19 protein-coding genes are annotated in these 19,451 nt (G+C 64.3%); 18 read left to right on the top strand and 1 reads right to left on the bottom strand.

Annotated features, from left to right (window positions below; translation table 11 throughout):
- Positions 1–315 precede the first annotated feature (315 nt).
- The 18 genes from JQ641_RS07925 to trmB all read left to right on the top strand — a co-directional run bounded on the left by JQ641_RS07925 (position 316) and on the right by trmB (position 18,056).
- Entirely contained in the window at positions 316–2,151 is a 1,836-nt protein-coding gene (locus JQ641_RS07925; protein WP_211995434.1) for a cation:proton antiporter domain-containing protein, read from the top strand.
- 53 nt (positions 2,152–2,204) lie between these two features.
- Positions 2,205–3,764: a murein biosynthesis integral membrane protein MurJ gene (gene murJ / locus JQ641_RS07920; protein WP_211995433.1), complete on the top strand. Its 1,560-nt coding sequence runs from the start codon at positions 2,205–2,207 to the stop codon at positions 3,762–3,764.
- A gap of 53 nt (positions 3,765–3,817) precedes the next feature.
- Positions 3,818–4,870 carry a tryptophan--tRNA ligase gene (gene trpS, locus JQ641_RS07915; protein WP_211995432.1) on the top strand — a complete coding sequence of 351 codons (1,053 nt, stop codon included), beginning with the start codon at positions 3,818–3,820 and terminating at the stop codon, positions 4,868–4,870.
- Positions 4,871–4,963: 93 nt separating this feature from the next.
- Positions 4,964–5,458, top strand: a complete 495-nt coding sequence (locus JQ641_RS07910) for a universal stress protein (protein WP_211995431.1) — start codon at positions 4,964–4,966, stop codon at positions 5,456–5,458.
- Positions 5,459–5,580: 122 nt separating this feature from the next.
- Complete coding sequence (locus JQ641_RS07905; RefSeq protein ID WP_192736285.1) at positions 5,581–6,150, top strand: NifU family protein; 570 nt, start codon at positions 5,581–5,583, stop codon at positions 6,148–6,150.
- A 144-nt stretch (positions 6,151–6,294) separates the two neighbouring features.
- Positions 6,295–6,990 (top strand): tRNA (adenosine(37)-N6)-threonylcarbamoyltransferase complex dimerization subunit type 1 TsaB, encoded by a 696-nt coding sequence (tsaB, locus tag JQ641_RS07900; protein ID WP_211995430.1) that lies wholly within the window; start codon positions 6,295–6,297, stop codon positions 6,988–6,990.
- A 29-nt stretch (positions 6,991–7,019) separates the two neighbouring features.
- Complete coding sequence (gene rimI, locus JQ641_RS07895) at positions 7,020–7,505, top strand: ribosomal protein S18-alanine N-acetyltransferase (protein WP_249150262.1); 486 nt, start codon at positions 7,020–7,022, stop codon at positions 7,503–7,505.
- Between the two features lie 50 nt (positions 7,506–7,555).
- The gene (locus tag JQ641_RS07890) at positions 7,556–8,005 is read left to right on the top strand and encodes a Fur family transcriptional regulator (RefSeq protein WP_211995428.1); all 450 of its coding nucleotides are present in this window, start codon (positions 7,556–7,558) and stop codon (positions 8,003–8,005) included.
- A 5-nt stretch (positions 8,006–8,010) separates the two neighbouring features.
- Entirely contained in the window at positions 8,011–8,685 is a 675-nt protein-coding gene (locus JQ641_RS07885) for an HAD family hydrolase (protein ID WP_211995427.1), read from the top strand.
- Between the two features lie 67 nt (positions 8,686–8,752).
- Entirely contained in the window at positions 8,753–9,436 is a 684-nt protein-coding gene (locus JQ641_RS07880) for an HAD family hydrolase (protein WP_211995426.1), read from the top strand.
- Positions 9,437–9,583: 147 nt separating this feature from the next.
- Positions 9,584–11,002 carry a tRNA (N6-isopentenyl adenosine(37)-C2)-methylthiotransferase MiaB gene (gene miaB, locus JQ641_RS07875; protein WP_249150261.1) on the top strand — a complete coding sequence of 473 codons (1,419 nt, stop codon included), beginning with the start codon at positions 9,584–9,586 and terminating at the stop codon, positions 11,000–11,002.
- 4 nt (positions 11,003–11,006) lie between these two features.
- Positions 11,007–12,062, top strand: a complete 1,056-nt coding sequence (locus JQ641_RS07870; protein WP_211995425.1) for a PhoH family protein — start codon at positions 11,007–11,009, stop codon at positions 12,060–12,062.
- A gap of 83 nt (positions 12,063–12,145) precedes the next feature.
- Positions 12,146–12,670 (top strand): rRNA maturation RNase YbeY, encoded by a 525-nt coding sequence (gene ybeY, locus JQ641_RS07865; protein ID WP_249119654.1) that lies wholly within the window; start codon positions 12,146–12,148, stop codon positions 12,668–12,670.
- Position 12,671: 1 nt separating this feature from the next.
- On the top strand, positions 12,672–13,790 hold the full coding sequence (locus JQ641_RS07860) for a hemolysin family protein (RefSeq protein ID WP_249150260.1): 1,119 nt from the start codon (positions 12,672–12,674) through the stop codon (positions 13,788–13,790).
- On the top strand, positions 13,787–15,397 hold the full coding sequence (gene lnt, locus JQ641_RS07855; RefSeq protein ID WP_211995423.1) for an apolipoprotein N-acyltransferase: 1,611 nt from the start codon (positions 13,787–13,789) through the stop codon (positions 15,395–15,397). Before JQ641_RS07860 ends, lnt begins: the two co-directional genes overlap by 4 nt.
- A gap of 248 nt (positions 15,398–15,645) precedes the next feature.
- The gene (locus tag JQ641_RS07850) at positions 15,646–16,062 is read left to right on the top strand and encodes a helix-turn-helix domain-containing protein (RefSeq protein WP_192736276.1); all 417 of its coding nucleotides are present in this window, start codon (positions 15,646–15,648) and stop codon (positions 16,060–16,062) included.
- Between the two features lie 120 nt (positions 16,063–16,182).
- A complete protein-coding gene (locus tag JQ641_RS07845) occupies positions 16,183–17,316 on the top strand; it encodes a M20 family metallopeptidase (RefSeq protein WP_211995422.1) in 1,134 nt (377 codons plus the stop codon).
- Positions 17,313–18,056 carry a tRNA (guanosine(46)-N7)-methyltransferase TrmB gene (trmB, locus tag JQ641_RS07840; protein ID WP_211995421.1) on the top strand — a complete coding sequence of 248 codons (744 nt, stop codon included), beginning with the start codon at positions 17,313–17,315 and terminating at the stop codon, positions 18,054–18,056. Before JQ641_RS07845 ends, trmB begins: the two co-directional genes overlap by 4 nt.
- 151 nt (positions 18,057–18,207) lie before the next feature.
- On the opposite strand, the gene JQ641_RS07835 is transcribed toward trmB, so the two are convergent.
- The gene (locus tag JQ641_RS07835) at positions 18,208–19,290 is read right to left on the bottom strand and encodes a DUF2336 domain-containing protein (RefSeq protein WP_211995420.1); all 1,083 of its coding nucleotides are present in this window, start codon (positions 19,288–19,290) and stop codon (positions 18,208–18,210) included.
- Positions 19,291–19,451: the final 161 nt, after the last annotated feature.

Here is a 19,451-nt window from a genome sequence, read left to right as displayed (position 1 = left end):
TTGCTTCCGCGCGCGCCACTCACTCCGGCGGACAGCCCTCGAATGAGTTAGCGCGGGATTGCATGGAACCCGCAGACCCAGGACGATCGGTGCTGTTGGATACCGGTGTCCGGATCGCTCATCAGGTCAGTCATCCGGTCGCGAACGATACAACTTCAGATAGGCCGGCCGACGTCCGCCTTGAAGCGCCGAACGGACTCAAAGCCGGACCCCAGCGCCATCGCCGCCGGCTTTCTCATCCCGCCCTGACTTGCACAAGCACACCCCATTTGATCCAGTACAGCGAGCGCATCGGACCAGCGCAGGGAGCAATGAGTGGCGGCGCAGTTCAACATCGATGCCTATAGCGACGCGCTCGTCCTGCTGGGGACGGCCGGCATCGTCGTTCCCATGGTGCGGCGCTTTGGGTTTAGCCCCGTGCTCGGCTTTCTGGCCGCGGGCGCGCTGCTCGGCCCGCTCGGACTGGGCTCGCTGATCCACGCGTTCCCGTTCCTGTACTGGCTCACCGTCGTCGATGCCAAGAACGTGGCCGGCATCGCCGAACTCGGCGTTGTCTTCCTGCTCTTCCTCATTGGCCTGGAGCTGTCCTACGAACGCTTGAAGGCGCTGCGCCGGCTGGTGTTCGGCCTCGGCAGCCTGCAATTCATCCTGACGACCGCCGTGCTCGCCGGCATCGCGGCGCTGTTCGGCAACCCCTCCGCCGTATCGATCATCCTCGGCGCCTGCCTTGCGTTATCCTCGACCGCGATCGTCATCGAGGTGCTTTCCAACCAGGGCCGGCTCGGCACCACGGCCGGCCGAACCAGCTTCGCCATTCTGCTGGCGCAGGATCTGGCGGTCATTCCGGTCCTGGTCTTCATCTCCATCCTGGGCAAGGGCTCGAGCAGCTCGGTCATGACCAGCCTCGCTCTCGCGCTGGTCAATGCCACCGTCGCCGTTGTCGCGATGGTCATCTTCGGACGTCTGCTGCTGCGGCCGCTGTTCCGGCTGGTCGCGGCCACCGGCGCCAGCGAATTGTTCGTGGCGGCCACCCTGTTCGTCATCATCGGCACCGGCGTCGCCGCCGCCGTGGCCGGCCTTTCGATGGCGCTGGGCGCCTTCATCGCCGGGTTGCTGCTCGCCGAGACGGAATTTCGCAAGGCCATCGAAACGACCATCGGCCCTTTCAAGGGACTGCTGCTTGGCTTCTTTTTCTTTACCGTCGGCATGAACATCGATGTGCGCGAAGTCGCACGCGAACCATTCTGGCTCGTTGCCTCCGTCATCGGCCTGATCGGCATCAAGGCCGTCCTGCTCACCGGCCTCGCCCGGACCTTTCGACTGCCTTGGCATGCGGCGATCGAAACCGGTCTGCTGCTGGGCCCCGGCGGCGAGTTCGCGTTCGTCGGCATCGGCCTTGCCACCTCGCTCGGCCTGATCAGCGCCAATGTGTCGAGCTTCACGCTCGCGGTGACATCGATCACGATGGCGCTGATTCCGGTGCTGGCCCTGGTCGCACGGCGGCTGACGCCGAAGTTTCGCGAGCCCAAGGCGCTGGATCCGGAGCTCAGCGTTGCACCGAGTGGAGGCGCCGGGCACGCCATCGTCATCGGGCACGGCCGGGTCGGTGAGGTCGTCTGCTCCCTGCTGGGCCGACACAATTGTACCTATCTCGCCGTCGACAACGACGCCGATGCGGTCCCGGCCCAGCGCAGGAGCGGGCGCGAGGTCTATTACGGCGACGCGACAGACCCGGAATTTCTGAAGAGCTGCGGCGTGATGAAGGCAAAGGCCGTCATCGTAACGGTGGCCGCCAAGGACGCGATCGACGAAATCGTTCGTCAGGTACGCGCGCTGAGGGCGGATATCGTCATCGTCTCGCGCGCCCGCGATGCCGACCATGCACGCCACCTGTACGAAATCGGCGTTACCGACGCCGTGCCGGAGACCATCGAGGCCAGCCTGCAGCTGTCGGAGGCGGCACTGATCGGACTGGAGCAGGCGATCGGGCCGGTCATCGCCTCCATCCACGAGAAGCGCGATGAATTCCGGCGCGAGCTGCAGCAGGCGGCTGCAAAAAGCCCCGCCGAAACCACGCGTGCGATCCGCGCGAAAAGCTTTCGATCGCCCAGGCCAAGGCAAGACCATCACGGGCAAGCGCAGCCTGATTGAGGGCAAGCGGCGGGGCTAGAGCCTCCACGCCAAACCGCTGCTATAGAGACGCGATGATCCGCTCCTTCCTCACGGTATCGACGGGAACGCTGGCCTCGCGCCTGCTCGGATTCGTGCGCGATTCGCTGGTCGCCGCGCTGCTCGGCGCCGGCGCTGTTGCGGATGCGTTCCTGGCGGCCTTTCAACTGGTCAATGTGATCAGGCGCCTGCTTTCCGAAGGCGGGCTGAACGCCGCGCTGGTGCCGGCGTGGCTGCGCGTGCGCGAGACCAGCGGCGCGGTGGCGGCCGCCGCCTATGCGGGCCGCGTGCTCGGCACCGTCACCGCGGCGCTATTCGTCGCCACGCTGCTGCTGGGTTTGCTGATGCCATTCGTAATCATGGCGCTGGCGCCGGGGTTTTCAGGCCATCAGACGCTGCAGCTCGCCGTCGACAATGCCCGCCTGATGCTGCCTTACCTCGCCTTTGCCGGGCCGGTGACCGTGATGATGGCGCTATTGAACGCGCAGGGCCGTTTTGCACTCACGGCGTTCTCGCCGCTGCTGTTCAATATCGCGCTGATCGCGGTCATGACCGTGCTGCTGGCATCGCGCTCCAATGCGGTGCTTGCCGCACAGATCCTCGCCGCCACGGTCGGCGTCGCCGGCCTGCTGCAACTGTCCATCCTGGTGCTGCGGCGTGGCGGCACCATCGCAACGCCGCTTCGGGTCTCGTTCGATGCGGAAATCCGCGGCTTTCTCGGCAAGGCGATCCCCGGCATGATCGCGAGCAGCACGCCGCAATTATTGATGGTCGCCGGCGCGATCGTCGCATCGTCATCGCCCTCGGCGGTGTCGTGGCTCTATTTCGCCAACCGCCTGGTCGAGCTGCCGCTCGGCATTGTCGGCGTCGCCATGGGCACGGTGCTGATTCCGGAAATGACGCGCGCGTTGCGCGGCGGCGATCAGGCCGCGGTCGCGCAGGCGGAATCGCGCGGCCTCGAACTCGCGGTCGGGCTGGCATTGCCGGCGATGCTGGGGCTGATCGTGCTGAGCGAGCCTGTCGTGCGCATGCTGTTCGAACACGGCGCATTCACCTCAGCCGACACCACCGCGACGTCTCGCGCCCTGATGTGGCTCGCGTTGGGGCTGCCCGCCAATGTGCTTGTCAAAGCGCTGTCGCCGGCGTTCTTTGCGCGCGAGGACACGCTGACGCCGCTGCTTGCGACGCTGATGGGTATCGTCCTTGCCATCGTCCTTTCCGTCCTGCTCGGCCATTGGTTCGGCGCCAGCGGCATCGCCGCCAGTCTCGCGATCGGGGCATGGAGCACCGCCTTCAGCTTGATGCGCAGGGGCGGCGAAACCTTTGGATTTTCGATCGACGCCGCCGCGCGGCGGCGGTTGCCCGGCATCCTCGCCGCCGCGCTGGCGATGGGCGCGGCCTTGTGGCTGGCGACGCGGCTTACGCCGGCCCTCGCGCCTGACGCCCACGGCCTGGTGCAGGCGATCGTCCTGCTCCTCCTGATTATCGCCGGGATTGCGGTTTACGGCCTGTTTTTGCGGCTTTTCGGCATCGCCGGCTGGCGCGAGACGGTTAACGCGATCCGGCAAACCAAGCCCGCCGACTTGCGCGATTAGGGCTTAAATGGCAAACGAGCGCGCCAAACCGACAATTCGCAGGAAGCACTACCATGGCCATGGTTGAACGGGTTTTTTCAGGCGTCCAGCCGACGGGCAATCTGCATCTCGGCAATTACCTCGGCGCGTTCGTCAACTTCGTGAAGTTGCAGGAAACGCACAACTGCATCTATTGCGTCGTCGACATGCACGCGATCACGCAAGGGCTCGACGTCTGGGGCGGTCCAGCCGAACTGACGCGCTGTACCCGCGAGGTGACCGCGGCCTTTATCGCCAGCGGCGTCGATCCGAAAAAGCATATCGTGTTCAACCAGAGCCAGGTCACCGGTCATGCCGAGCTGGCGTGGATCTTCAATTGCGTGGCGCGGATGGGATGGCTCAACCGCATGACGCAGTTCAAGGACAAGGCCGGCAAGGATCGCGAAGCGGCGTCCGTCGGGCTTTACGATTATCCGGTGCTGATGGCCGCCGACATCCTGGTCTATCGCGCCACCCACGTGCCGGTCGGCGAGGACCAGAAGCAGCATCTCGAACTTTCCCGCGACATCGCGCAGAAGTTCAACAACGACTTCGGCGACTCGATCCGCGGCCATGGCTTCAACGACGGATTGTTCTTTCCGCTGCCGGAGCCCGTGATCACCGGGCCCGCGACGCGGGTGATGAGCCTGCGCGACGGCACCAAGAAAATGTCGAAGTCGGACTCATCGGATAATTCGCGGATCAATCTCACCGACGATGCCGAGACCATCGCGGCGAAGATCCGCAAGGCCAAGACCGATCCGGAACCGTTGCCGTCGGAGGAAAAGGGGCTGGAAGGCCGGCCGGAGGCCGACAACCTCGTCGGCATCTATGCGGGGCTGTCCGGCCTCAGCAAAGCCCAGGTGCTGGCCGAGTTCGGCGGCGGACAGTTCTCCAACTTCAAGAACGCGCTGGTGGAACTTTGCGTCACCAAGCTCGCGCCGATCGCCTCGGAAATGAAACGCCTGGTCGCCAACCCCGATCATGTCGATTCGATCCTGATCGACGGCGCCGAGCGCGCCGAGGCGATCGCCACTGAGACCATGAAAGCCGCCAAGGACATCGTCGGCTTCATCCGCAAGCGGTAGTATCTGGCGCGATCACAGGATTTGCGACGGCGCTTGTCTGACACGGCAGCGCCGTGGCAGCATGCGTCGGTTTGGCGCAGCACCGGGACATGCATGACCACCCAGCGACGAAGCTACGAGACGGGTCACAGGCCAAAATGTCTTGTCATCGTTGACGACACCGCGGAGTGGGACCGCGCGGTCTACTATGCCAGCCGCTGGGCGATCCGGGTCGGCGGCGGCGTGGTGATGCTGCGCATCATCGAGATCGAGGACCAGAACCAGCAATGGCTGGGGGTCGCCGACATCATGCGCGCCGAAGCCGAGGACGCCGCCAACGAGGCGCTCGACCGCGCTTCCGGCCGCGCCAACGGCATCGCCGCGATCACGCCGGAGCGGGTGATTCGCGAGGGCAATCCGACCGAACAGATGCTCGACGTGATCGACAAGGACGTCGACATATCGATGCTGGTGCTGGCGGCTAATCCGGGCGCCGAAGGCCCCGGCCCGCTGATCGCCATGATCGCACAGGCCGCCGGCTCGTTCCCGATCCCGGTCACCATCGTCTCCGGCGACCTCAAGGACGCCGAAATCGACGCACTTTCCTGAGCGAAATGAGGGAATTGCGCCAGGAAGGGCTGGTCTGCGCCTCTTGACCGTGCGCCGGCCGTTGCCATCTGCTAAAGAGCGCCCACGCGCCGGCCTTGAACCGGCGACGCCGGAGAAATCAGATGTTTATCCAGACCGAAGCGACCCCTAATCCCGCCACCCTGAAATTCATTCCGGGCCGAACCGTGCTCGATACCGGCACGATGGAATTCGCCAACCGCGAAGCCGCCGCGCGCTCGCCGCTGGCCGAACGGCTGTTCGACGTCCAGGGCGTCAAGAGCGTGTTCTACGGTGCCGATTTCGTCACCGTGACCAAGGACGACAGCGACTGGCAGCATCTCAAGCCGGCGATCCTCGGCGCCATCATGGAACATTATATGTCCGGCGCACCGCTGCTGGCCGACGGCACCGCCGGCAATGACGAGGCGCTCGACGAGGAAGAGGAATTCTTCAACGAGGCCGACGCCGACACGGTGGCGACGATCAAGGATTTGATCGAGACGCGGGTGCGCCCCGCGGTCGCCAATGACGGCGGCGACATCACCTTCCGCGGCTTCAAGGACGGCGTCGTCTATCTCAACATGAAGGGCTCCTGCGCCGGCTGCCCGTCCTCGACGGCAACGCTGCAGCACGGCATCCAGAACCTGCTCAAGCACTTCGTGCCCGACGTGGTCGAAGTCCGGCCGATGTGAGCTGGCTGCGTAGGGTGGGCAAAGCGCAAGCGTGCCCACCACTTCTGATCGCGGTAAAGTACCGGTTGCCAGCAGCAGGATAAGAGGTGGGCACGGCGCGAAGTGCGCCTTTGCCCACCCTACGAAGCTGCTATAAACCTCTTCATGTTAATCCTTGCCATCGATACCGCGCTTGATGCCTGCGCCGCGGCCGTGCTCGATACCGACACGACGAAGATCATCGCGCAGGAATCGCAGCCGATGAAGCGCGGCCACGCCGAAGCCCTGATGCCGCTGATCGCGCGGGTGATGAAAGCGTCCACCATCGCGTTCACATCGCTCGACCGTGTCGCCGTGACCAAGGGGCCCGGCAGCTTTACCGGATTGCGTGTCGGCCTCTCGGCCGCCCGCGGCATTGCGCTGGCGGCCGGCAAGCCGGTGGTGGGATTGACGACGCTGACCGCTTACGCGGCGCCTTTCGTCGGCGAGAACAGCGAACATCCGATCATTTCCGCGATCGATGCGCGCCACGATCATGTGTATTTCCAGGTGGTCAGCGGCGACGGCGGTTCGCTGGTCAAGCCGAAAGTGGCGCCGATTTCGGAAGCACTCGACGCCTCCCGCTTCGGCACACCGCACCTGGTCGGCAATGCCGCGAAAATCCTCGCCGACCGCTGGCCATCCGATGCGCCGCCGCCGTTCAGGGTCGACGCACAGCCGGCGCCCGACATCACCTGGGTGGCGTGGCTCGGCGCCGCCGTCAGCCCGGAAATGTCGCCGGCCAGCCCCTATTATCTGCGCGCGCCCGACGCCAAGCCGCCCAAGGACCCGTTGCCGCAAGCCTCGCAGCCGGCATCATAATGGCCGTGAGAATGGGCGTAACAATAGCCTTGGGATCCCTGATTTCCAAATGGTGGCGCGGCGGCACGCCGGTGATTGAGCCGGCCAGCCAGCGCGACGCGGCACGGCTGGCGCAGCTGCATGGCGCCTCGTTTCACCGCGGCTGGGGTGAGGGCGAGTTCGAGGCCATGCTGGCCGAACGAAACACGCTGGTTCATCGCCTCCGGCAGGGGCGCAAGGTGATCGGCTTTGCGGTCTCGCGCATGGCCGCGGACGAAGCCGAAATCTTGTCGATCGCGATCGACGCCAGCGAGCGCGGCCGCGGCCTGTCGCGCAATTTGCTGCTGACCCATCTTGGCCATCTCGCCGGCCGCGGCGTGCGTTCCATCTTCCTGGAAGTGGAGGAAAACAATCAGCCGGCGCGGCGGCTGTATGAATGGGCCGGATTCGGCGTCGTTGGGCGCCGCGAACGCTATTATCAGCAGCCCGGCGGGGAGCAATTGAACGCACTTCTGATGCGGCGCGACTTGTCGTAAACTGCGCGGGGTGGCAAAACACCCTGCCCTGCTCTCTAAGGCAAGACCATATGCCCGTCCTGAAATCCCCGCCCGCGCACAAGAATACCGGTATCGAGGCACGCTGCGCCGCCACCGGCATGCGCATGACCGAGCAGCGCCGCGTTATCGCGCGGGTGCTGGCGGATTCGGTGGATCATCCCGACGTCGAGGAACTTTACCGGCGCTGCGTCGAGGTCGACGACAAGATCTCGATCTCGACCGTCTACCGCACCGTAAAGCTGTTCGAGGACGCCGGCATCATCGAACGGCATGATTTCCGCGAGGGCCGGGCGCGCTACGAGCAGATGCCCGACAGCCATCACGATCACCTGATCAACCTGCGCGACGGCAAGGTGATCGAGTTCACCTCGGAAGAAATCGAGAAGCTGCAGGCCGAAATCGCCCGCAAGCTCGGCTACAAACTGGTCGATCACCGGCTCGAATTGTATTGCGTGCCGCTGGACGAAGATAAGTCGTAGTCAATTTGAGCCCACAACTCATCATTTTCGATTGCGACGGCGTGCTGCTCGACAGCGAGGTCATTTCATGCCGCGCGCATGCGGAGACGCTGACGCGCCACGGCTATCCGATCACGGCGGATCAGGTGCTGCAACGGTTCCTCGGTGTTTCCGATCGCGAGGCGCGCCTGACCGTCGAGGCCGAACTGGGTTGCAGCCTCCCGGACGATTTCGAAGCGCAGATGAAGCAGGCCGCGCTGCAACGATATGCTGATGAACTCGGAGCCATTCCCCATATCGGCGAAGCGATCGCCGCAATCGATCTTCCGAAATGCGTGGCATCGAGCGGTACGCCGGAGAAGATTCGTCACGGCCTCACCTGCGCCGGGCTCTACGACGTCCTCGCGCCCAACATCTTTTCCGCCACGCAGGTCACGCGCGGCAAGCCTGCCCCGGATCTGTTTCTGTTCGCTGCCGAACAGATGAATATCCGGCCGGCTCAATGCCTTGTCATCGAGGACAGCGTTGCCGGCGTCACCGGTGGCCGGGCCGCCGGGATGACCGTGCTTGGCTTTCACGGCGGCAGCCATTGCGGCGCAGGTCACGCTGAATTGCTGCGCACGGCGGGCGCGGCCGTGACATTCGACGATATGCGGCAATTGCCCGATCTAATCGGGCGGATTGGTCCCGGTCAGTCATAGTCATTCCGGGACGTGCGAAGCACGAACCCCGCATTCACGTTCCATCAATCGCCAAGGATGAAGCCGCGTGCAAACCTCGAACGCCCATCTCGATCTCATCATTTTCGATTGCGACGGCGTGCTGGTCGACAGCGAGGTGATCTCGTGCCGCGTTCACGCCGAGGTGCTGACGCGTCACGGCTATCCGATCACCGCCGAGCAGGTGCGTCAGCGATTTCTCGGGCGCACATCGCTCGATGCAACCACCGAAGTCGAGCGGGAACTCGGGCGGCCGTTGGCCGAAACGTACGAGCATGAACGGCAAACGACATTGTTTGCAGCGCTCGCGGACGCGGTTGAGCCAATTCCGCATCTTCACGAGACGCTCGACGCCATCGACCTGCGCAAATGCGTCGCCTCCAGTGCCGTGCACGAAAAGATTTTCACGAGCCTGTCACGGGTGAAACTGTACGAGCGCTTTGCCCCTCATATTTTTTCGGGATCGCAGGTGCGCAACGGCAAGCCGGCACCGGATCTGTTTCTGCTCGCGGCGGGGCAGATGAATGTCCCGCCGGCGCGATGCCTCGTGATCGAGGACAGCGTGGCCGGCGTCACCGGGGGCCGGGCCGCCGGGATGACCGTGCTCGGCTTTCACGGCGGCAGCCATTGCCGTCCGGACACCGCGGATACCCTGCGTGCCGCAGGCGCCGCGGTCACTTTCGACGATATGCGGCAATTGCCCGATCTAATCGCGCGGATTGGGGCCGATTAGGCGTTTTACACCGCCATTCCGGGATGGTGCGCTGGCACCACACCCGGATGACGGGGCTAATAAGCTGGATTTTCGGCCACTTAGGCTATAATTGACCCGGTAGACGGGCGCCGTATGGGGCCCGCGCCAACTCCGCAATCAGGTTCCATGAAGCCGCCGCGCAAGCTGCATATCAAGTCATATGGCTGCCAGATGAACGTCTACGATGCGCAGCGCATGGTGGACACGCTGGCGGGCGAAGGCTTTGTCGAGACCGACAGCGCCGAGGATGCGGATCTCGTCATCCTCAACACCTGCCATATCCGCGAGAAGGCTTCCGAAAAGGTCTACTCCGAACTCGGGCGGTTGCGCGTCGCCAAGGATGAGGCCGCGCGCCAGGGGCGCGAGATGCGCATCGCGGTCGCCGGCTGCGTCGCGCAAGCCGAGGGCGAAGAGATCATCCGCCGCGCGCCGACCGTCGACGTCGTGGTCGGCCCGCAGAGCTATCATCATCTGCCGCAGCTGCTGGCCCGCGCCAAAAGCCATGGCCGCGCGCTGGAGACCGAATTCCCGGTCGAGGACAAGTTCGGCTTTCTGCCGCCGCCGAAGCCCGCGGCGATCCGCGCGCGCGGCATCTCCTCGTTCGTCACCGTGCAGGAAGGCTGCGACAAGTTCTGCACCTTCTGCGTGGTGCCTTACACGCGTGGTGCGGAAGTCTCCCGGCCAGTTGCAAAAATCATCGACGACGTGACGCGGCTCGCCGACAATGGCGTGCGCGAGATCACGCTGATCGGGCAGAACGTCAACGCCTATCACGGCGAGGGTCCGGACGGACGAACCTGGCCGCTCGGCGCGCTGCTCACTCGCCTCGCCGAAATCCCGGGCATCGTGCGCCTGCGTTATTCGACCAGCCATCCCCGCGACGTCGATGATTCGCTGCTGGAAGCGCATCGCGACCTGCCCGAACTGATGCCGTTCGTGCATCTGCCGGTACAATCCGGCTCCGACCGCATTCTGGCTGCCATGAACCGGAAGCATACCGCCGATGATTACCGCCGCGTCATCGACCGATTTCGCGAGAGCCGCCAAGATATTGCATTTTCATCGGATTTTATCGTCGGCTTCCCCGGCGAAACCGAGGGAGAATTTGCCGCCACCCTCGCGCTTGTCACGCAAATCGGATACGCTGGGGCTTATTCGTTCAAATATTCGCCGCGGCCCGGCACGCCGGCGGCGGACATGCGGGAGACGGTGTCAGCGGCAGAAATGGACGAGCGATTGGGGCGGCTTCAGGAATTGATCGACAGCCAGCAATCGGCCTTCAACAAGGCCATGATTGGCAAGACTGTCGATGTGCTGTTCGAACGCGCGGCCCGCAACCCCGGCCAGATCGTCGGCCGCACCGCCTATCTGCAGCCCGCGCATGTGATGGCATCACCGGATATCATCGGAAAAGTGCTGCCGGTCTCGATCGACAGCCTGGAGCGCTACAGCCTGCTCGGCGAACTCGCGGGCGCCTCCGCGCGCCCCACTTTATCGACGCTTTCACCCACGACCGATTCTTCTCAAGTCAACGCGGGAGCCTGAACCCTTGCCCAAAAGCGCATCGGATTCACCTTCGCTTGCTCCCAGCCGCAAATTTGATCGCGACATGCAAATTCCGCCCGAAACCCAGGTCGTCATCGACTTCGACGACAACCGCGCCGCTTCCGCGCTGGTCGGCCCTTACGGGCAGAATCTGGCGCTGATCGAACGCCGGCTCGGCGTCGTCGTGGATTCGCGCGGCAATCACATCACCATCGCCGGATCGCGCGACGGCTGCGACGCGGCGCGGCGCGTGCTCGAGACGCTCTACGCCCAGGCGGTGCAGGGACAAGACCTGGCGCAGGGCGACGTCGAAGGCGCCATCCGCGCCGTGATCGCGCAGGGATCGCTGTTCGAATTCGATCCCAAGGCCGCCAAGAACGCCTTCGAGACCATCAATCTGCGCAAGCGCCCGGTGCGGGCGCGCACCGCCGCGCAGGACTCCTACATCCGCGCGCTGAAGCGCCACGAGATGGTGTTCGGCGTCGGCCCGGCCGGCACCGGCAAGACCTGGCTTGCGGTGGCGCATGCCGCGCAATTGTTCGAGCGCAAGGAAGTCGATCGCATCATCCTGACGCGGCCCGCGGTCGAAGCCGGCGAACGGCTCGGCTTCCTGCCCGGCGACCTCCGCGAAAAAGTCGATCCCTATCTGCGGCCGATCTACGACGCGCTGTACGACCTGATGGACGCGCGCGTCGTCGAGCGCGCGCTGCAGGGCGGTGAAATCGAGATTGCGCCGCTCGCCTTCATGCGCGGCCGCACGCTGACCAACGCCGTCATCATCCTGGACGAGGCGCAGAACACCACGTCAATGCAGATGAAGATGTTTTTGACCCGGCTTGGCGAGAACAGCCGCATGATCATCACCGGCGACCCCTCGCAGGTTGACCTGCCGAACGGCCAGACCTCGGGACTTGCCGAGGCCGTCAAGCTGCTCGACGGCGTCGAGGGGATCGCGCAGGTGAAGTTCACCGCCGAAGACGTCATCCGCCATGAACTGGTGGCGCGGATCGTCGCCGCCTATGAGGGCTTGCCGCAAAAACCGGCGACCGGCAGATCCTGATGGCCAGACCTTTGGCTTTGGGCCCGCAGCAGGCGGGCCCGGGCCGCAACCAAAATGCTGGACTGCAAAACCCTGGAACGAAATTGTCTTCCGTCCACCCCGTAACCGAAGTCCTCGTGGTCGCCGATTGCTGGCAGACCGAGCCCGACGCCGAGGCGGTGATCCATCGCGCCATCAACGCGGCCGCTGAAATCGCCGATGCCGATGTCGGCGAGGCGGAACTGGCAGTCATGCTGACCGACGATTCCGGGATTCGAACCCTGAACAGCAATTGGCGCGGCATCGACAAGCCGACCAATGTGCTATCGTTTCCGGCGTTGCAGCCGACCGGTGCGGGAACGCCCGACGATGCACCGCGCATGCTCGGCGATATCGCCATCGCCTATGAGACGACGCGCAAAGAGGCCGACGACGAACAAAAACCGTTCGATCACCATCTCAGCCATCTTGCGGTGCACGGGTTCCTGCATCTGATCGGCTACGATCACGAAAAAGACGACGACGCCGAAGCCATGGAGAGTCTCGAGCAGGAGATCCTCGCGCAGCTCGGCATTCCGGATCCATATGCGGATCGCGATCCCCATGCGGACCGGGAGCGGATGGACTGACATGCCGGACTCCGACCCTACCCACGACAATCCGCGCAACACGCCCAACCTTCCGGCCGTGGTGCAGGATGGCGAGGTGCTGCGCCCGACAGCGGAAAACTGGCTGACTCGCGCGATCCGCACGCTGTTCGGCTGGAAGCCGGGATCGGTCCGCGCCGATCTGCAGGTCGTGCTCGATGCCTCGACGCCGGACGAGGTCGGCTTTTCCGCCATCGAGCGCACCATGTTGCGCAATATCCTCGGGCTGCACGAACGGCGCATCGCCGACGTGATGGTGCATCGCGCCGACATCGTCGCGGTCAAGCGCGACATCCCGCTCGGCGAATTGATGAGCCTGTTCGAGAGCGCGGCGCATTCGCGCCTCGTCGTCTACAACGAGACCCTCGACGACCCCGAAGGCATCGTGCACATCCGCGACCTCCTGGCGTTCATGACCGCGAAGGCGCGGGTCGGCGACACCACCAAGGCAAAGCGCAAGAAACCTTTCCCCGCGGGCCTCGATTTGCGCGCGGTCGACCTGGCGCAGCCGCTGGCGGACGCCAACATCATCCGCAAGCTGCTCTACGTGCCGCCATCGATGCGGGCGATCGACCTTCTGGCGCAGATGCAGGCCTCGCGCATCCATCTGGCGCTGGTGGTCGACGAATATGGCGGCACCGACGGGCTGGTGTCGATCGAGGACATCGTCGAACAGATCGTCGGCGAAATCGACGACGAGCATGACAGCGACGAGCCGCCGGCGATCGTGCGGCAGGCGGACAATTCATTCATCGCCGATGCCCGAGCCAGCCTCGAGGACGCCCGTTCAGTGATCGGCGAGGACTTCATCACCGGCGAGGCCGGCGAAGAGGTCGCAACCCTTGGCGGCTACCTGGTGTCGCAAGTCGGCCGCCTGCCGGTGCGCGGCGAAGTCATTTCAGGCCCCGGCACTTACGAGATCGAAGTGCTCGACGCCGATCCGCGGCGGGTCAAGCGGCTGCGCATTGCGGTTCGCAAGGAACGGCCCGCCCCCCGCACGCAGCGCGAAAGCCGCCGCCGTGAAGCTACGCCCGACGCCAATGCGCCGCAGGCCAATGACAATGCGCCGCCATCGTCCAGCGATGGAGCCGGCTCGCAGTGATATCAGCCAACAAACTTCGCACCGCCGGTCTTGCGATCATCCTGGCGTGGGGATGGAAGCGCGCCGCCCTCGCGCTGGTGGCCGGCGCATTGTCGGCCCTGGCGATGGCGCCGTTCAATGCATGGCCGGTGCTGTTCCTGACCTTTCCGGTCGCGGTCTGGCTGATCGACGGCGCCGGTGCGGGGCGATGGCGCGGTGTGCCGGCGGCGGCGATGTCGGGCTTCTGGTTCGGGCTCGGCTATTTCGTCGTTGGACTTTACTGGATCGGTTACGCCTTCCTGGTCGATGCGCCAACGTTCGCCTGGCTGATGCCGTTCGCGGTGCTGGGCCTGCCGGCCTATCTCGCGCTGTTCACCGCGGCAGGCTTTGCGCTGGCGCGCCTGCTCTGGACCCGCGACGCTTCGCGCCTGCTCGCGCTCGCGGTCAGCCTGACGATAACAGAGTGGCTGCGCGGCCATCTGCTGTCGGGATTTCCCTGGAATTCGTTCGGCTACGCGCTGTCGGAGCCGCTGGCGCTGGCCCAGACGGCATCGCTGATCGGGCTGTGGGGGATGACGTTCCTCACGGTGGCGATCTTCGCAAGCCCGGCGGTCCTGATCGATGGCACCTCACGGGGACGCAAACCATGGCTCGCGCCGGCGGCGGCGCTCGGCCTGCTCGCGGTGATGGCCGTGTTCGGCGCCGTCAGGCTGTCGATGCAGCCGACCGTGCTGACAAAGGTCAAGCTGCGCATCATGCAGCCCAATCTGCAGCAGGACGTCAAATTCAACTACGCCGCCAAAGCGGAGGTGATGCAGAAGTACCTGACGCTCTCCGACCGCGCTTCCGGACCGCAATCGACCGGCGTGAGCGATGCACAGATTTTGATCTGGCCGGAATCGGCGTTTCCGTTCTTTTTGACCCGCGAAGCCGATGCGATGGCGCAGATCGCCGAGCTGCTGCCGAGGGGCACCGTGCTGATCACCGGCTCGGTGCGCGCGCCCGACCTCCCGCCGGGCGTGCGAGTGACGCGTGCCTACAACTCGATATATACAATCGACCATGACGGCAGCGTGCTGTCGGTCTATGACAAGCTGCATCTGGTGCCGTTCGGCGAATATCTGCCGTTCCAGAGCCTGATGGAAAAACTCGGCTTCGTGCAGTTAACGAGGGTCCAGGGCGGGTTCATTCCGGGCACCCGCCGCCGCAACATGGAAATACCGAACGCCCCGCGCGCGCTGCCCCTGATTTGCTATGAGGCGGTATTTCCCGGAGATATAACGACTGGGGACGAACGCCCGGGCTGGATCATCAACGTCACCAATGACGGCTGGTTTGGTATTTCGACCGGTCCCTATCAGCATCTGCAGCAGGCGCGCCTGCGCGCCATCGAGGAAGGCCTGCCCGTTGTTCGTGCAGCAAATACAGGCATTTCAGCCGTGATCGATCCGTCGGGGCGGATTGTCGCACGGCTCGGCCTTGGCATTGAAGGTGTGCTGGACGCCAACCTGCCGACGGCTTTGTCGCCGACGATTTACGCGCGTATTAGAGACATTCCAGCCGGCATGATGGTGGCTGTTGCGTTGCTGCTGGTCACCCGGCGCCGCTTTGCGAGGCGAAAAGCCTAAAGTTTTGCATATTGCCGGTGTTGCGGCCGTCGCAAAAACTCAACCTGCTCCAATCCACTAACTAGTTGACAGACCGACCGCGCAATTCGCATTCTGGGTTCCGCAACCAAAAACAAGAACCAGTCAGTTCATTGCTCAAATTGTCCGCAGTTCAACCCGATCCTCCGAGCAGGATTTGACGGTACCGGCGCCTGAGGCATGGTCCGCTATGCCTCATTCCCCGGCGCGTAATCCCAGGAGTGTTGGAGATGTCCACCAAAGCGCCAGACCCTGTTGACAAATATGTCGGCAGCCGCGTTCGCATGCGACGCATCATGCTGGGCATGAGCCAGGAAAAACTCGGCGAGGCATTGGGCCTCACCTTCCAGCAGGTTCAGAAATACGAAAAGGGCACCAACCGGGTCGGCGCCAGCCGCCTGCAGCGGATCTCGGAAATCCTGCAGGTGCCGGTTTCGTTTTTGTTCGACGGCGGGCCGAGCGGTGCCGTCAATGCCGACGGCTTCGGTGAATCCGGCTCGCCCGCCTACGTTTCCGACTTTCTCGCCACTTCCGAAGGCCTGTCGCTGACGCGGGCGTTTACGCGCATTACCGACGCCAAAATGCGCCGCAGTATCGTCGAACTGGTCGAACAGATCGCCGCGCGCGAAGGCCCCGACCAGCGCTGATTTCAGCTGCCATAACCGGATCTTCCGATTGACGCGCCCGCCGGCGCGAGCGCATGACATTTGGCTGAAATTGCTTGGACCGAAAATCCTTGGGCCGAATTCCTTGAAGGCAAAGCGCTGATGACCGGAACCACCGCCAATCCGTTTGATTCCAGTTCGATCCTCGACGGCATCCGCCGCTGGGTCGAAATCGAGACGCCGACCGAGGTGCCCGCACAGGTCAACAAGCTCGCCGACCTCGTCACTGACGGCTACCGCGACCTGCCCGCGACCGTTGAGCGGATCGCAGGAAAGGACGGATGCGGCGATCATCTGGTCGCGCGTTCGTCATGGGGGCAGGATGCGCCGGGCATCCTGGTGCTGAGCCATCTCGATACCGTGCATCCGCTGGGATTCATCGAGCGGCTGCCGTTCAAGATCGAGGGCGACAGCGCCTTCGGTCCCGGAATTTATGACATGAAGGGCGGCGCCTATCTCGCCTACCATGCCTTTCGCCAGATTTGCGCCGACAGCGCGCGATCGCCGCTCGGCATCACCCAGATGTTCGTCTCCGATGAAGAAATCGGCAGCCCGACGTCGCGCGCCCTGATCGAGACGGAGGGGCGCAAGGCAAAATATGTGCTGGTGACCGAGCCCGCCCGCGACGGCGGCAAGATCGTCACCGGGCGCAAGGGCGTCGCGCGCTTCGAGGTCTTCATCAAGGGCGTGCCGTCGCATGCCGGCACGCGGCCCGAGGATGGCCGCAGCGCCATCCGCGAACTCGGCAACGTCATTCAGGCGCTGGAGGCGATGAACGATCTCAAGCGCGGCGTATCCGTCAATGTCGGCGTCGTCAGGGGCGGCACCAAGCCGAACGTGATTGCGGAGGAGGCCTATGCCGAGGTCGACATGCGCGTGCCCAGCATTGCCGATTCCGAAGAACTGGTCCCAAGAATCCTCGGCCTGAAATCACGCACCGAAGGCGTCAGCGTCACTGTCACCGGCGCACTGAACCGCCCGCCTTACGAAAAGGGCAATGCCGGTGCGGCGCTCTTTGAGCACGCCAAGACGCTCGCGGCCGAAATCGGTTTCGATCTGGTCGACACCTTCACCGGCGGCGGAAGCGACGGCAATTTCACCGCGCCCCACACGGCGACGCTGGACGGCCTCGGCGTTGACGGCAAGGGCGCGCATACCCATTACGAGCAGATGTACATCTCCTCGATCGAGCCGAGGGCGCGGCTGCTGCACCGGCTGTACCAGACGCTGCGATGACGGTCTCACCCCGCGACACCGGCGATCGCGACGCGCCGCCGGATGACGGCGCCGCCGCGCATGCGCACGGCTCGTTCTTCGGCCGCCGCAAGGGTCACAAGCTCCGCATCCATCAGGCCGACCTGATCGACAATCTGCTGCCGCATCTGGCGCTGGATATCGGCAGCCCCGCGCCCGATGATCTCACCGACATCTTCGAGTCGAAGCCCGATGCTGTCAGACTGGAAATCGGATTCGGCGGCGGCGAACATCTGATCGCCGAAGCGCAGGCGTTTCCCGATATCGGATTCATCGGCTGCGAGCCCTATGTCAACGGCATGGCGAAAATCCTGACGCAGATCGAAGCCCACAACATCGGCAATATCAGGCTTTACGCCGGCGACGCCGCCGAATTGCTGGCGTGGGCGCCGCCGCGATCCCTGGCGCGGATCGATCTGATCCATCCCGATCCCTGGCCGAAGCGCCGTCACTGGAAGCGGCGCTTCGTGCAGGACGCCACGGTGGCCGCGATGGCGCGCATCATCAAATCAGATGGCGAGTTTCGCTTCGTCAGCGACATCGACGATTACTGCGCATGGACGCTGGCGCATCTGCTGCGTTCGCCGGATTTTTCCTGGATGGCAGAACGCGCCGCCGATTGGCGCGAGCCGTGGGCGGGCTACACGATGACGCGCTACGGACGGAAGGCCGAGCGCGAGGGGCGTGTTGCGGCGTATTTGAAGTTTCGGCGGGTGGGATAATTCTTTCAGCCGTCATTCCGGGGCTCGCGAAGCGAGAGCCCGGAATCCATAACCACGACAATGAGTATGGATTCCGGGCTCGTGCTTCGCACGCCCCGGAATGACGCAGGATAAATCTGTTGCTTCGCCGCTCGTAACGACGGTCGCGCCTTCAAACCGTCGGGCGGGTCTTCCAGAAGCCGACGACGCGCTCGGCGGTCGTGGGCATCAGGCGCGCGAAATTCATGCGGGCGCTTTCGATATCGGCTGACGACGCCGTCCGGTTCGGGCCCAGCCGCAGCAGGATCAAAGCGCGCACGGTGGCCCATTCGAGGCCGACCGCCTTGCCGGCGATCAGGATCGGATCGTAGCGGTCGCCGGCAATCAGCCGGTCGAGGGTCGCGATCTTCACGCCGGTCATCGCCGCCAGCGCGGCGACGGATTCCTCGTATTTGTTTGCCTTGGCGAAGTTGAGCAGCGCGCTTTCGACCAGTTGGCCCTCGCGATGCAGCGACAGGATCGTGCGCTGTGCCGCCTCGAAGTCGCGGCCGCTGTCGGTTCGTTCGACAGCGCCGGAGATTTCGTTGATCGCCCGCTTGATCGCCACCTGCCGCGCCGGCTTGACGACTGTGAACAGGCGGCGGCGGACCACATCGATCGTTCCGGCCAGAAGGTCCTTCAGTTGTTCGCTGGAGAGATCGTCGCGCTGGCCTATCTTGAGCGTCAGCACGCCGTCCTGGCTGGCGCGCTTGATCAAGGTCGAATAGCCGTCCGACGAGAACGCTGCACCGGCATTGCCCACCGTGCGCCTGACGACATCGCGGTCGCCGCGGCGCACGATGACATCGGTAAGATCGGGAGAGAGCGTCGGCCGATCCGACATCGCCAGCAGATGGCCCTGCCCCTTCACGCTGGCGATTTCGACCAGGATCTGTTCGTCGATGACCGGCGAGCGCCGCAGCAGCGGGCCGGCGATGGCAATTTCGTCCTCATGGGCGAGCTGTCCGACCAGCCCGCGCGGCGCGTTGACAAGCAGCGACAGCCGCTCGGCGAGTTCGGCCCGCGCGGCAAGGTCGGCATGGGGGACCAGGCTGCTCAATACGCCGTCGAACAGATCGACGTGATCGGCGCCGAAATTGGCAGCCCCCTGCAGGAATAATTCACTGATCCGGCGCGCGGCATCGGCGCGGCGCTTGGGATCGCCGCCCCTGACGATGTCGTCCAGTCCTGGGATCAGCGTTGTCGCTGGCGTCATAAACCTATCCAAACCGGCCGAATTGGCTGGTTTTCGGCAATCTAGGTTCCGTTCGTGAATGAAGGGTTAGGCTTTGGCCCGCCCGGACAGGACTCAAAATCTCCCTTAACGGGGCGTGCAAGGCCTTGCCGGATTGCGGAAAAACCGCTATATCCGCCGCA

The organism is Bradyrhizobium sp. JYMT SZCCT0180 (genome assembly GCF_018130165.1).
In the GTDB taxonomy this organism is placed as follows: domain Bacteria; phylum Pseudomonadota; class Alphaproteobacteria; order Rhizobiales; family Xanthobacteraceae; genus Bradyrhizobium.
This window is presented reverse-complemented; position numbering and strand designations above follow the sequence as displayed.

Bases quoted from the DNA above. Each gene is read 5' to 3' on its own strand.
- murJ (WP_211995433.1), top strand. From the start codon at position 2,205: ATGATCCGCTCCTTCCTCACGGTATCGACGGGAACGCTGGCCTCGCGC.
- trpS (WP_211995432.1), top strand. From the start codon at position 3,818: ATGGCCATGGTTGAACGGGTTTTTTCAGGCGTCCAGCCGACGGGCAAT.
- JQ641_RS07910 (WP_211995431.1), top strand. From the start codon at position 4,964: ATGACCACCCAGCGACGAAGCTACGAGACGGGTCACAGGCCAAAATGT.
- JQ641_RS07905 (WP_192736285.1), top strand. From the start codon at position 5,581: ATGTTTATCCAGACCGAAGCGACCCCTAATCCCGCCACCCTGAAATTC.
- tsaB (WP_211995430.1), top strand. From the start codon at position 6,295: ATGTTAATCCTTGCCATCGATACCGCGCTTGATGCCTGCGCCGCGGCC.
- JQ641_RS07890 (WP_211995428.1), top strand. From the start codon at position 7,556: ATGCCCGTCCTGAAATCCCCGCCCGCGCACAAGAATACCGGTATCGAG.
- miaB (WP_249150261.1), top strand. From the start codon at position 9,584: ATGAAGCCGCCGCGCAAGCTGCATATCAAGTCATATGGCTGCCAGATG.
- JQ641_RS07860 (WP_249150260.1), top strand. From the start codon at position 12,672: ATGCCGGACTCCGACCCTACCCACGACAATCCGCGCAACACGCCCAAC.
- JQ641_RS07850 (WP_192736276.1), top strand. From the start codon at position 15,646: ATGTCCACCAAAGCGCCAGACCCTGTTGACAAATATGTCGGCAGCCGC.
- JQ641_RS07845 (WP_211995422.1), top strand. From the start codon at position 16,183: ATGACCGGAACCACCGCCAATCCGTTTGATTCCAGTTCGATCCTCGAC.
- trmB (WP_211995421.1), top strand. From the start codon at position 17,313: ATGACGGTCTCACCCCGCGACACCGGCGATCGCGACGCGCCGCCGGAT.
- JQ641_RS07835 (WP_211995420.1), bottom strand. From the start codon at position 19,290: ATGACGCCAGCGACAACGCTGATCCCAGGACTGGACGACATCGTCAGG.